The 12481-nt window shown below is 70.1% G+C and carries 14 protein-coding genes; 9 read left to right on the forward strand and 5 right to left on the reverse strand.

Annotation, left to right across the window (positions count from 1 at the left end; genetic code table 11):
- Positions 1-838: aldo/keto reductase (locus AX744_RS13745; RefSeq protein ID WP_061017493.1), on the reverse strand; the 838-nt coding region annotated here is incomplete at its 3' end.
- The gene (locus AX744_RS13750; protein WP_061017495.1) at positions 825-2120 is read right to left on the reverse strand and encodes an L-fuconate dehydratase; all 1296 of its coding nucleotides are present in this window, start codon (positions 2118-2120) and stop codon (positions 825-827) included. The genes AX744_RS13745 and AX744_RS13750, both read right to left, overlap by 14 nt.
- 124 nt (positions 2121-2244) lie before the next feature.
- On the opposite strand from AX744_RS13750, the gene AX744_RS13755 reads away from it, so the two are divergent.
- On the forward strand, positions 2245-3105 hold the full coding sequence (locus AX744_RS13755; protein WP_061017497.1) for a fumarylacetoacetate hydrolase family protein: 861 nt from the start codon (positions 2245-2247) through the stop codon (positions 3103-3105).
- Positions 3087-3869: an SDR family oxidoreductase gene (locus AX744_RS13760; protein WP_061017500.1), complete on the forward strand. Its 783-nt coding sequence runs from the start codon at positions 3087-3089 to the stop codon at positions 3867-3869. The genes AX744_RS13755 and AX744_RS13760 overlap by 19 nt, the downstream gene beginning before the upstream one ends.
- 87 nt (positions 3870-3956) lie before the next feature.
- On the opposite strand, the gene AX744_RS13765 is transcribed toward AX744_RS13760, so the two are convergent.
- Positions 3957-4868: an amidohydrolase family protein gene (locus AX744_RS13765; RefSeq protein ID WP_061017502.1), complete on the reverse strand. Its 912-nt coding sequence runs from the start codon at positions 4866-4868 to the stop codon at positions 3957-3959.
- A 47-nt stretch (positions 4869-4915) separates the two neighbouring features.
- Here AX744_RS13765 and AX744_RS13770 point away from each other — a divergent pair, with 47 nt between their 5' ends.
- Positions 4916-5593, forward strand: a complete 678-nt coding sequence (locus AX744_RS13770) for a FadR/GntR family transcriptional regulator (RefSeq protein ID WP_046747524.1) — start codon at positions 4916-4918, stop codon at positions 5591-5593.
- Positions 5594-5611: 18 nt separating this feature from the next.
- On the opposite strand, the gene AX744_RS13775 is transcribed toward AX744_RS13770, so the two are convergent.
- Positions 5612-6274 carry a transaldolase family protein gene (locus AX744_RS13775; RefSeq protein ID WP_058633092.1) on the reverse strand — a complete coding sequence of 221 codons (663 nt, stop codon included), beginning with the start codon at positions 6272-6274 and terminating at the stop codon, positions 5612-5614.
- A gap of 118 nt (positions 6275-6392) precedes the next feature.
- Here AX744_RS13775 and AX744_RS13780 point away from each other — a divergent pair, with 118 nt between their 5' ends.
- The 5 genes from AX744_RS13780 to AX744_RS13800 are packed head-to-tail and all read left to right on the forward strand — an operon-like array spanning position 6393 to position 10229.
- Positions 6393-7355, forward strand: coding sequence for a ribokinase (locus tag AX744_RS13780; RefSeq protein WP_061017504.1), 963 nt, complete (start codon positions 6393-6395; stop codon positions 7353-7355).
- Between the two features lie 38 nt (positions 7356-7393).
- Positions 7394-7798, forward strand: a complete 405-nt coding sequence (rbsD, locus tag AX744_RS13785; protein WP_061017506.1) for a D-ribose pyranase — start codon at positions 7394-7396, stop codon at positions 7796-7798.
- Positions 7798-8610, forward strand: coding sequence for a GntR family transcriptional regulator (locus AX744_RS13790; RefSeq protein ID WP_061017507.1), 813 nt, complete (start codon positions 7798-7800; stop codon positions 8608-8610). The genes rbsD and AX744_RS13790 overlap by 1 nt, the downstream gene beginning before the upstream one ends.
- 21 nt (positions 8611-8631) lie before the next feature.
- Entirely contained in the window at positions 8632-9690 is a 1059-nt protein-coding gene (locus AX744_RS13795; RefSeq protein WP_058633088.1) for a PLP-dependent cysteine synthase family protein, read from the forward strand.
- A gap of 23 nt (positions 9691-9713) precedes the next feature.
- The gene (locus AX744_RS13800; RefSeq protein WP_061017509.1) at positions 9714-10229 is read left to right on the forward strand and encodes a glycine cleavage system protein R; all 516 of its coding nucleotides are present in this window, start codon (positions 9714-9716) and stop codon (positions 10227-10229) included.
- 119 nt (positions 10230-10348) lie between these two features.
- Here AX744_RS13800 and AX744_RS13805 read toward each other — a convergent pair whose 3' ends face one another.
- Complete coding sequence (locus AX744_RS13805) at positions 10349-11026, reverse strand: FadR/GntR family transcriptional regulator (RefSeq protein WP_046747518.1); 678 nt, start codon at positions 11024-11026, stop codon at positions 10349-10351.
- A 165-nt stretch (positions 11027-11191) separates the two neighbouring features.
- Between AX744_RS13805 and AX744_RS13810 the strand changes: the two genes are divergently transcribed.
- Positions 11192-12427, forward strand: a complete 1236-nt coding sequence (locus AX744_RS13810; RefSeq protein WP_061017512.1) for an aminotransferase class V-fold PLP-dependent enzyme — start codon at positions 11192-11194, stop codon at positions 12425-12427.
- Positions 12428-12481: the final 54 nt, after the last annotated feature.

A 12481-nucleotide genomic window follows, 5' to 3' on the forward strand; every position in this document is an offset into this window, starting at 1 on the left:
ACTGGATCGCCGCGGCCGGCAGGGGCACATCGTGGTCGGCGCACACCGCGGCGATGCGCACCAGGCGCTCCCACAGCTCGTCGGGGAGCTGCCCGTACTCGTAGCGGCCATCCCTCCGCGGCTCGTTCGAGGCCAGCAGTCCGGAGTTGAACACCGACGCCGCGACGATCCCGGTCCCGGTCTCCCGGCACGCGGGCAGCACGTCGACCGCTGCGGGCTGCTCCAACAGCGTGTAGCGGCCGGCCACCATCACGAGGTCGAGGTCCGCGGAACGCACGGATGCCGCGAGGGCTTCCGACACCATCGAGCCGATGCCGATCGCGGTCACCTCGCCGTCCGCGCGCAGCTGCTCCAGGGCCGGAAGGGCCTCGGCGAGCGCGAGGTCGAGGTCGTGCCGCTCCGGGTCGTGCAGGTAGAGGAGGTCGATGCGCTCGATGCCGAGCCGCTCGCGGGACTCGTCCAGGCTCCTCCGGATGCCGTCCGCCGAGAAGTCCCACACGCGCTGGAGGTCGTCAGGCACGTGGAAGTCGTTCGCGGTGTCGAGGCCGCCGGCGTGGTCGGGGTTCGGGCGCAGCAGCCGGCCGACCTTGGTCGAGAGCACGTACTCGTCGCGCGGCTTGGTCTGCAGGAAGGCGCCGAGGCGACGCTCGGAGAGCCCGAGGCCGTAGTGCGGAGCGGTGTCGTAGAAGCGGATGCCGCTCTCCCACGCCGCGTCCAGCACCGCCCACGCGTCGTCGTCGGACAGCTCACGGAAGAGGTTGCCGACGTTGGCGGCACCATAGCCGAGAGTCGGGACGGTCAGGCGGTCCGGCACGATCACACCGTCAGACGCCGACATGCGCGCCCGTCCAGGTGTACTCGGCGATGCTGTCGGCCTTCATCTCCATGCCCGTGCCCGGTGCGGTGGGAGCCATGTAAGAGCCGCCCTGGATGTCGGTGGGCACGACGAAGTGCTCGTGCAGGTGGTCGACGAACTCGATCATGCGGCCCTCGCGGGTGCCGGTGACGGCGACGAAGTCGAACATGGACAGGTGCTGCACAGCCTCGCACAGGCCGACACCGCCGGCGTGCGGGCAGACCGGCACGTCGAACTTCGCGGCGAGGAGCAGGTTGGCGATGTTCTCGTTCACCCCGGCGACGCGCACGGCATCGATCTGCATGACCGAGATCGCCTCGGCCTGCAGCAGCTGCTTGAAGATGACGCGGTTCTGGGCGTGCTCGCCGGTCGCGACGCGGATGGGTGCGACGCCCCGGGCGATCTCGGCATGACCGAGCACATCGTCGGGGCTGGTGGGCTCCTCGATCCACGCGGGGTGGAACTCGGCGAGCGCGTTCACCCACTCGATCGCCTCCGACACCTCCCAGCGCTGGTTGGCGTCGATCGCGATCGGGAAGTCGGGTCCGCACACCTCGCGCGCCTTGCGGAAGCGGCGGATGTCGTCGTCGAGGTCGGCGCCGACCTTGAGCTTGATCTGGGTGAATCCGTCAGCCATGGCCTCCCGGGCGAGGCGTTCGAGCTTCTCGTCGGAGTAGCCGAGCCAGCCGGGGCTGGTGGTGTACCCCGGGTATCCGGTGGCGAGCAGCTGCTGCTCCCGCTCGGCGCGGCCCGGCTCGGCGGCGCGGAGGATCTCGAGGGCGTCTTCGCGGGTGAGGGCGTTGGTGAGGTAGCGGAAGTCGACGAGGTCGACGAGCTCCTCCGGCGTCATGCGGGCCAGCAGCTGCCAGAGCGGGAGCCCTGCACGCTTGGCCTTGATGTCCCACAGCGCGTTGATGACGGCGCCGATGGCCATGTGCATGACGCCCTTCTCGGGGCCGAGCCACCGCAGCTGCGAGTCGCCGATGATGTCGCGGAACGTACCGCCCATGTCGTCGAGCAGGGGTTCGATCTCGCGACCCACCAGATGCCCGGCGAGTGCGTCGATGGCGGCGACCTGCACGTCGTTGCCGCGACCGATCGTGAAGACGAACGCATGCCCCTCGATGTCGTCGGCGGCGTCGGTGCGCACGATGACGTATGCGGCCGAGTAGTCGGGGTCGGGGTTCATCGCATCCGAACCGTCCAGGCTCAGGGACGTGGGGAAGCGGATGTCGGTGGTGTCGAGGGCGACGATACGGCTCACGGGATTCCTCTCCATGCACGGCTGATTTCTTCCGTGCGGATCTCTTGGAGTGTAAACATCGGATGTCTATACTGTCAACGAGACCGGCCGCCTCATCGCGGCCTCCCGACCGATCAGGAGAAACATGAAGTTCGCGCGGCTCGGCACCCCCGGGAATGAGATCCCCGTCGTCGTGGAGGGCGACCGATACCTCGACCTCCGCTCCGTAACATCCGATGTGAACGGCGGTTTCCTCGAGGACGACTTCGTCGCCCGGGTCACGGCCGCCCGCGATGCCGGAGAGCTGCCCGAACTCGCGGATGCCGCGTCGATGCGCATCGGCGCCCCGATCGCCCGCCCGAGCGCCGTGATCTGCATCGGCATGAACTACGCCGCCCACGCGGCCGAGTCGGGTTCGGAGCCGCCCACCATCCCGATCCTCTTCCTCAAGACGCCCAACACGGTGGTCGGCCCGAACGATACGGTCACGATCCCCCGCGGCAGCGAGAAGACCGACTGGGAGGTCGAGCTCGGCATCGTGATCGGCACCCGCACCGCCTACCTCGACTCCCCCGAGGAGTCGATGGCGCACGTCGCCGGCTTCGTCGCCGCGAACGACGTCTCCGAGCGCGACTTCCAGATGGCCGTCTCGGGCGGACAGTGGTCGAAGGGCAAGATCGCGCCCGGCTTCAACCCCACCGGTCCCTGGCTCGTCACCCCCGACGAGGTCGACCACCACGCGCTCGGCCTTCGCAGTTTCGTGAACGGCGAGCCGCGGCAGGACTCGAACACGAGCGACATGATCTTCACGGTCGAGCACATCGTGCACCACCTCTCGCAGTATGTGACGCTCGAGCCCGGCGACCTGATCCTGACCGGCACACCGCAGGGCGTCGCCCTGTCGGGCAAGTACCCCTACCTCGCCGCCGGCGACGTGGTCGAGATCGAGATCGACGGCCTCGGCCGTCAACGGCAGGAGTTCGTGGCATGGGAGGCCCAGAAGTGAGCGCATTGAACGCACAGCATGGACTGAACGGGCTGGTGGCGATCGTCACCGGCGGAGCATCCGGAATCGGCGCGGCGATCGCACAGCGCCTGCACGCCGACGGAGCGACGATCGCGGTGCTCGATCGCGACACCGCCACGGCCGACCCCGCCTTCGCCGCCTTCACGGCCGACGTCTCCGACCGCGCGAGCGTCGACGCCGCTGTGGCTGCCGTCGGCGAGAAGTTCGGACGCATCGACATCGTCGTGAACAACGCCGGTATCGGCGCGCAGGGCGACATCGCCGCGAACGACGACGACGAGTGGGCCCGAGTGCTCTCGGTCAACGTGACCGGCATCGCCCGCGTCACGTCTGCCGCCCTGCCCTGGCTGCGGAAGTCGCCGGCGGCCGCGGTCTGCAACACGGCTTCCATCGCCTCGACCACCGGCCTGCCGCAGCGCGCGCTCTACAGTGCGTCGAAGGGTGCGGTCTCCGCCCTCACCCGTGCGATGGCCGCCGATCACCTGCGCGAAGGCATCCGCGTGAACGCCGTCAACCCGGGAACGGCAGACACCCCATGGGTGGGGCGACTTCTCGACTCGGCCACCGATCCCGCCGCGGAGCGCGCCGCCCTCGAAGCGCGCCAGCCCCACGGACGCCTGGTCAGCCCCGACGAGGTCGCTGCGGCGGTCGCCTACCTCGTGGGCCCGTCAGCCGGCTCGACCACCGGAACCTTCATCGAGGTCGACGGCGGCATGGCCCAGCTGCGCCTGCGCGCGGAGTAGCCCCTCGCTTTCGAATCGCGCAACCGGCTCCATCCGCACTCTGGACATCCGAAGCATGGATCGGACCGGTTGCGCGATTCGAAAACCTCAGGCCGAGGCGTCGATCCGGTAGAACCGCTCGGCGTTGCGCCAGAACAGGGCGTCGACATCGTGGCCGCGCGCCTCCGCCCACGCGATGACGACATCGGCCCCGCGCGATCGTGCCGTGGGCTGGTAGGCCACCTTCTCGCGCTCGGGTGCGTCGGGCGCAGCGGACTCGGCCGGACCGATCGCCGAGACGGGCCAATCGCTCCCCCACATCAGGCGCTCGACGCCGAAGGCATCGGCGGCCACGTCGAGGAACGGCACCAGCTGCTCCGCCGCCCAGTCTCCCCCTGCCTCCGCCTGCAGACCGGAGAGCTTGCAGAACGCGTTCGCGTGGCCCGCCACCTCTGTCAGGTCGCGCACCCATTCGGCTGAGGGCGCGAGCGGCGCAGCAGCCGTGCCGACCGCCGGCTTGCCGAGGTGGTCGAGCACGATCCGCAGCTCGGGGATCGCTGCCGCGAGACGCGCCACCTCGGGCAGCTGCTCGGCACGGACGCAGGCGTCGAAGGCGAGGTCGCGCCGAGCCACCTCCCGCGCTCCGGTCACGAATGCGGCGGAGAGGGCCAACCCGTCAGGGCCGTCCTGCAGGAGGTGACGCACGCCGACGACGAGAGGCTCCGCCGCGAGACTCTCCAGGTGCACCACCGTGTCGGTACCCCGATCCAGACGGATGCCGGCCACGATCCCGATCACGCCCGCCGCGGGGGCGAGCTCCTCGACCCAGCGCACCTCGTCGAGGAAGTCGTCTTCGACGGTCTCCGCCTGCACGAAGATCGACCGCTCGGTCTCCGCACGCGCCACACGGGCACGCTCCAGCTCCGCCCCGGCGAAGCGTCCTGAGAGCGGCCCGTCGAGCCACGTGTAGGTCAGGGCCTCCGGATCCCAGAGGTGCAGATGTGAATCGAGAACACGCATGGCTCCCATCCTGCCGGAGACATCCGATCAATCGCTAGGATGACGCCATGGCAGTCACCGACGAGGCGATCGAGAAGATCAAGGCGATGATCGTGGCGGGCGAACTCGCCCCGGGCGATCGGCTTCCCCCGGAGAAGGAGCTGTCCGAACGGCTCGGCCTCTCCCGCAACTCCATGCGCGAGGCGGTCAAGGCGCTCGAGGTCATCCGGGTGCTGGACGTGCGACGAGGCGACGGCACCTATGTCACGAGCCTGGAACCCCACCTGCTGCTGGAGGCGATCTCGTTCGTCGTCGACATGCACGACGACGATTCGATGCTCGAGATCTTCGCGGTCCGTCGGATGCTGGAGTCGCAGGCGACGGGGTTGGCGGCCACGCTCGGCACCGAGGAGCAGATCTCCGAGCTGCGTGACGAAGTCGACGCGGTCGATGCGGCCGTCACGATCGAGGCGCTCGTCGACCACGACATCCGCTTCCACCGTGAGATCGTCGCGATGTCGGGCAACGCGTATCTCGCGAGCCTGATCGAGCACCTGAGCAGCCAGACCGTGCGTGCGCGGGTCTGGCGCGGTCTCACGGAGGCCGGCGCGGTCGAGCGCACCCTGTCGGAGCACCGGGCCATCGCCGACGCGATCGCCCAGCACGACTCCGCCCTCGCGACCTCGCTCGCCACCGCGCACATCGCGGGTGTCGAGCGCTGGCTGCGTCAGGCCGCGGCGAACTGATCCGCTCCGGGGCGTCGCTCAGGCGCCGAGGCGCACCATCGCGGCGTCGAACTCGGTGGCGGAGCTGTCGCTCACCTCGTGGAAGAGCACCTCGTCCAGCACGTCGGGCGCTGCGGTGAAGTACGGCACTCCGGCCAGGCGCAGCCCCGTGATGTCGTCGGCCGAACGCAGCGAGGCGGCGAGCACGTTCGAGTCGCTGCCCGCACACACCTCCTGCATCCGCGCGATGGTGTGGTCGCCGTCGAGGCCGGCGTCGCGCATCCGACCGAGGTAGGGCGCGATGTACTGGGCGCCGATCGAGGCGCACGCGAGCGCCTGCGCGACCGAGTACACCGCGGTGACGAGCACGGTCGCGCCGTCGCGCACGAGGTTCGATGCCGCGGCGAAACCCGCAGTGGTCGCTGGCACCTTCACCGCTACCCGTTCGCCCAGCGCGCGGATGCCCTCGGCATTGCGCAGGAAGGAGTCCGTGTCGCCTCCCCACGTCTGGAAGAAGATCTCACGCGCGCCTTCCGCCTCCCATCGGGCGTAGAGCTCGGGGATGTCGGCTGCGGTGCGACCGCCGCGCTCGAGGATCGTCGGGTTCGTGGTGACGCCGTGCACCACCCCGGCGGCGAGCAGGCGGGAGACGCGGTCGACGTCGGCACTGTCGACGTACAGGCGTGGCGCGATCGGGTTCATCGGGGTCTCCTCGCGGACAACCTGTCGTTACAGGTGCGGATTCGGCTAATGTAATGACAGCCACCGCGGTCTGTCAAAGCGTCGGCTACGCCTGCCGTCGAAGGAGATCAGGAGCGAGATGACCCCCGCACACCCCCAGGATCGCACCGGCGTCGTGATCGTCGGAAGCGTCACGGCCGATGTCACCACCTTCTCCGGACGCCTCCCCGCCAGGGGCGAGACCGTCCTGGGCGACGAGTTCACCCTCATGCTGGGAGGCAAAGGTGCCAACCAGGCCGTCGCCGCCGGGCGCTCGGGTGCACGGACGAGCTTCGTCGGCTGCGTGGGCGACGACCTCTTCCACGATCTCGTCGTCGACGGGCTCACGGCCGCCGGGGTCGACCTGGCGCACCTGCGCACGGTTCCCGGCCCGACCGGTGTGGCGCACATCCGCGTCGACTCCTCGGCGCAGAACGACATCGTGATGGTGCCGCTGGCCAACGCCGCCCTGAGTGCCGCACAGATCGACGAGGCACTCGCGGCTCTCGCTCCCACCACGTCGGTGCTGCTCACGCAGCTCGAGACCCCCTCCGCACTCACCGCGCACATCACCGCGCGGGGACGCGAACACGGGATGACGGTCATCCTCGATCCCGCCCCTGCCGCCGAGCTCGACGCCGAGATCTGGCGGAGCATCGACATCGTCACCCCCAACGAGACCGAGGCGACGCTGATCAGCGGCATCGAGGTCACGGACGCGGACTCGGCCGAGCGCGCCGGCCGCTGGTTCCTCGCACAGGGGGTGGGCGCCGCGGTCATCACACTCGCGGGCCAGGGGTCATGCGTCGTGACGGCGGAGGGCGCCGCCGTGATCCCGCCGTTCCCCGTCGACGCCGTGGACACGACAGCAGCGGGAGACGCCTACGCGGGCTATCTCGGTGCAGCTCTCGCCAGCGGGAGCAGCCTGGAGGACGCCGTGCGGCTGGCAACGGCGGCGGGCGCGCTCACGGTCACCAAGCAGGGCGCATCGCCGAGCCTTCCCCACCGCGCGGAGGTCGAGGCATTCCTGGCCGAGCGCACCACCACATCCGTCGCGAGCTGAACTCCGCGATCCGCGCATCCGGAGAACCGAGGAGACCCATGCGAAAGACCGCCACCACGATCAACCCCGCGCTCTCCCGCGTGATCAGCGAGACCGGGCACACCGACCTGATCGTCGTCACCGATGCGGGCCTGCCCATCCCGCCAGGCTCTGAGCGCATCGACCTGGCGTATCGACCGGGGGCTCCGGCCTTCCTCGACGTGCTCGACACCGTGCTCGCCGAGCTGGTGGTCGAGGGCGCCACCGTCTCGGCCGAGGTGGCGGAGCAGAGTCCCGAAGTGCTCGAGGCGTTGCGGGAGCGGTTCGCCGGTGAGGGCTTCGAGATCGAGCTCATCCCGCACGTCGAGTTCAAGAAGCTCAGCCAGGGCGCCCGCGCGTTCGTGCGCTCCGGGGAGTTCACCCCCTACGCGAACGTGATCCTGCACGCGGGGGTGGCGTACTGATGGCCATCGTCGACGACGCGATCGATCGGCATTCCGCCGCGCCCATGTACGACCAGCTGCGCCAGCTGATCATCGACGGCATCGCCCGCGACGGCCTGCAGCCCGGCGATCCGCTCCCCGGCGAGCACCGGCTGTGCGAGCGCTACGGCATCTCCCGCACCGTGGTGCGTCAAGCGCTCGCCCAGCTCGAACACGAGGGGCTCGTCGAGCGCGTGAAGGGCAAGGGCACCTTCGTCTCCCGGCCCCGCACCAGCGAGAGCCTGGTGCACACCCTCGTGGGCCTGTACGACGACGTCGAGCGCCGTGGTGGCCACGTGCACAGCGACGTGCTGCGCCACGAGCGGACGACGGCGGATGAAGAGATCGCGCTCGCCCTGGAGGTGCCCGTCGGCTCTGCCGTCGTCGTGCTGGAGCGTCTGCGCCACGTCGACGGCGAGCCGTGGTCGCTCTCGACGACCTGGATGCCCGACGCCGTGGGCTCGGTGACGCTCGGCGCCGACCTGACCGAGGCGTCGCTGTACCGGCTGCTCGCCGACAACGACATCGTCGCGACGCACGGCGTGCGCTCGGCGGAGGCGACCGTGGCCACGCACGAGCAGGCGCAGCATCTCGGCGTCAGCGCTGGTTCGGCCCTGCTGCGTCTGCGCAGCATCAGCCGCAGCGCCGACGGTACGCCCATCGAGTACTTCATCGCGTATCACCGCGGCGACCGGTCGCGCTTCGAATTCCAGCTGCAGCAGGAGCAGTCGCAGGCCTCGCTGCTGCACGTGGACGGCGAGGGCGGGGCCTCGCGCGCCGGAACGGTCGGCTGACCGCCCGGTAGTCTCGAGGGCATGAGCGACTGGACCAGCACCGCGATCGCCCTGCTGGAAGCCGATGCCAACCGCAGCGCCGACACGCACCTGCACCTGTTCCCGCTGCCGCCCGAATGGGGCATCGACCTGTACCTCAAGGACGAGTCGGTGCACCCGACGGGGTCCCTCAAACACCGCCTCGCGCGGTCACTCATCCTCTACGGGCTGGTGAACGGACGCATCCGCGAAGACACCACGCTCGTGGAATCGTCGAGTGGGTCGACCGCGGTCTCCGAGGCGTACTTCGCCCGGATGCTGGGCCTGAAGTTCATCACCGTCGTGCCGCGTTCGACGGTGCAGGAGAAGATCGACCTCATCGAGTTCTACGGCGGCACCTGCCACTTCGTCGACCGCGCGGAGGACATGTCGCCCGAGGCGCAGCGCCTCGCATCGGACTGCACCGGCCACTACCTCGACCAGTTCACGTTCGCGGAGCGCGCGACCGACTGGCGCGGCAACAACAACATCGCCGAGAGCGTGTTCAGCCAGCTCTCCCAGGAGCGCCACCCCATCCCCACCTGGATCGTCACGGGTGCGGGCACGGGAGGCACCAGCGCCACATTCGGCCGCTACGTGAAGTACCGGATGCACGACACCAAGGTCGCGGTCGTCGACCCGGAGGGTTCAGCCTTCTACGACGGCTGGGCCGGCACGGTGGATCCGCCGGCCGGACGCCCGAGTCGCATCGAGGGCATCGGCCGCCCGCGCGTCGAGGCGTCGTTCGTGCCCACCGTGATCGACGAGATGATCCAGGTCCCCGATGCGGGGTCGATCGCCGCGATCCGCCTGCTGCGTGAACGCACCCTGCACTGGGCCGGCGGGTCGACGGGCACGAACCTCTACGGCGCGTTCCAGCTCATCGCCCGGATGCGAGCTGCGGGCGAGACCGGCAGCGTCGTGACCCTGATCTGCGACAGCGGAGTCCGCTACGCCGGCACCTACTACTCCGACGAGTGGGTCGCACGGCAGGGCTGGGACCTCGCCCCGCACCGCGCCCTGCTGGAGCGGTTCCTGGAGACCGGGGTCTGGGTGGAGTGAGGGCAGCGGGCTACGCTGGCCGCATGACTACTCTGATCCTCACCGTCGCGGGCGCAGACCGTCCTGGCCTCGTTGCCGCCGTCGCCGATGTCGTGGATGCGCACGGCGGCAACTGGGAGAACAGCTCGCTGGCCGAGCTCGCCGGCACGTTCGCGGGCGTGATCGAGGTCTCGGTCGCCGACGACAAGGAGGCCGAGCTGACGTCGGCGCTCCGCGGCCTCCAGGGTCAAGGGCTGCTCACCCTCGCCGTGCTCACCGGCAGCTCGGACGCAGCCGCCGCCGACGATCGGCTGCTCGAGATCCAGGTGCTCGGCAACGACCGACCCGGCATCGTGCGCGAGGTCTCCGGCGTGCTGAACGCTCACGCCCTGAGCATCGAGGAGCTCGCCACCGAGACGCGCGATGCCGCGATGGCGGGCGGGCGCCTGTTCGAGGCGTCGGTCACCGCGAAGGTGCCGGCCGACGTCGACCTCGACGCCCTGCGCGCCGACCTCGAGCGCATCGCCGCCGAGATCCAGGTCGACATCACCCTCGGCTGAGGTCTCCCCGCCCCCTCCCCGCCGAGACCCACGGTCCGCGCCGAGACCCACGGTGAAAGCCGCCGCTGGGCGTGGGTCTGGGCGACAACGATGGGTTTCGACGCTGGGTGTCGGGGGCGTCAGAGTCCGGAGTACTTGCGCACCCAGTACTCCGTGTACGCGACGTGCGCGGAGGCCGCGGCACTCGCAGCCACCGGATCCGCCGCGGCCAGGCCGCGCAGGATGGCGCGGTGCCCGGCATCGGAGTGGATCTTGAGCTCCGCGGCATCCTCGGGGTCGGAGATGCGATACGCCCGGGAGCGCGAGCGCAGCACGTCGATGAGGCTGGTCAGCGCCTCGTTGCCCGCGACCGCGGAGATCGCCATGTGGAATTCGTGATCGAGCCGTGACTGCGCCTCGAAGTCGGTGGTCGCCTCGATCTCGTCGAGCACGCGGTCCAGCGACTCCACCGTCTCGTCGTCGATGCGCGCCGCGGCCAGTGCAGCGGCGTGGGGTTCGAGCACTCGGCGCAGCTCCGTCAGTTCGAGCACGCCCGCCATCGGCAGCAGTCCGACGGTGAGCGAGAGGCTGCCGATCAGGTCGGCGGCGCGCAGCTCGCTGACGTAGCTGCCCGATCCGTGTCGCGTCTCGAGCACCCCGAGGGCGGCGAGGGTACGGATCGCCTCGCGCAGGGATCCGCGGGAGACACCGAGGGTCTCGCAGAGCTCTCCCTCGCTGGGAAGCCGGTCGCCCGGCCGCAGCGCGCCGTCCGCGATCAAGGCCCGCAGCCCGTGCAGCGCCGTGTCGAGTGCGCTCATCGTCGTCCTCCAGACACTCCGCCGCTCTTCGTGAAGTCTGTCGGAAGGCGGTGTTTCCGCAAACTCGTATGACAAGTATGTTTCATCACCGGAGTTTTGTAGCGGAATCGGCAGCCCTGTGGCAAAGTTGTGCAACAACTCGCCCGAACTCACCGATGAGGACCGATGCCCGCACCGCTGTTCCCCGCACCGCTCACGCTGACCTCCGGCATGCCAGCGCGCGACGCCTGGCCCCTCGACCCGTCCGTGATCCACCTGAACCACGGGTCCTTCGGCGCGGTCCCGTCCGTCGTCGTCGCGCAGCAGGACGCTCTGCGCCGCCGCGCGGACCTCAGCCCCGTCGAGTGGTTCCCGCGCATCGCGGAGCGCGTGCAGGAGGCCCGCGAGCGCACCGCCCCGTTCGTCGGTGCCCGCGCCGAGGACAGCGCCTTCGTGCCCAACGCCTCCGCCGCCGCGACCGTGGTCTTCAATGCCCTGCGACTCGACGCCGGCGACGAGATCCTCGTGACCGATCAGGGGTACGGCGCGATCACGATGGGCGCCGAACGCCTCGCCCGGCGCTTCGGCGCGACGGTCCGCGCCGTCGCGGTGCCGCTGCTCGCCTCCGATGACGAGATCGTGCAGCTCTTCGCCGACGAGCTCAGGCCGAGTACCCGACTGATCGTCATCGACCAGATCACCTCGCCGACCGCCCGCCTCCTGCCCACCCGACGTATCGCCGACGCCGCAGCCGAACACGGCGTGCGCACCCTCGTCGACGGCGCTCACGCCCCCGGCCTGGTCCCCGACGCGGCCGCTGTCGCCGGCGGGGACTGGTGGTTCGGCAACATGCACAAGTGGCCGTGCGCACCGCGGGGCTCGGCTCTTCTGGTCACGACGGCGCCCGACCGCGACGAGCTCTGGCCGCTGATCGACTCCTGGGCCGCGCGCGAGCCGTACCCCTCCCGCTTCGACACGCAGGGCACGATCGACGCCACCACGTACCTGGCCACTCCGACCGCCATCGACTTCATCGAGAGCGAGTTCGGATGGGCAGCGGCTCGCACGGCGATGGCGGAGATCGCCGACGCCGGCGCCGAACTGATCGCCGAGGCTCTGCGCCCGTACAGCGACGAGGACCCCCTCACTCCCCTCCCCTCCCCAGTGCCGTCGATGCGCCTCGTGCGCCTCCCGCTCGGCCTGGGCGCGACGAGAGAGGAGGCCGACGCGCTCCGGATGGATCTGCTCGACGAGGTCGGTGTCGAGACGGCATTCACGAGCTTCCGCGGCGTCGGCTACTTCCGGCTGTCCGCACACCTCTACAACGAGGCATCCGACTACGAGGCCTTCGTCGAACGCTGCATCCCGCAGATCCTCCGTCGCGCCGGCATCCGCCAGGCCGACTCCCTCGTCCTTCCCTGAACGCGAACGTCCGTCCACCCGACCGCAACACCCACCCCCACCCCCATCGAGAGG

Origin of the sequence: Microbacterium sp. CCH5-D1 (assembly GCF_001557335.1) — a bacterium.
GTDB classification, from domain to species: Bacteria; Actinomycetota; Actinomycetes; order Actinomycetales; family Microbacteriaceae; genus Microbacterium; species Microbacterium oxydans.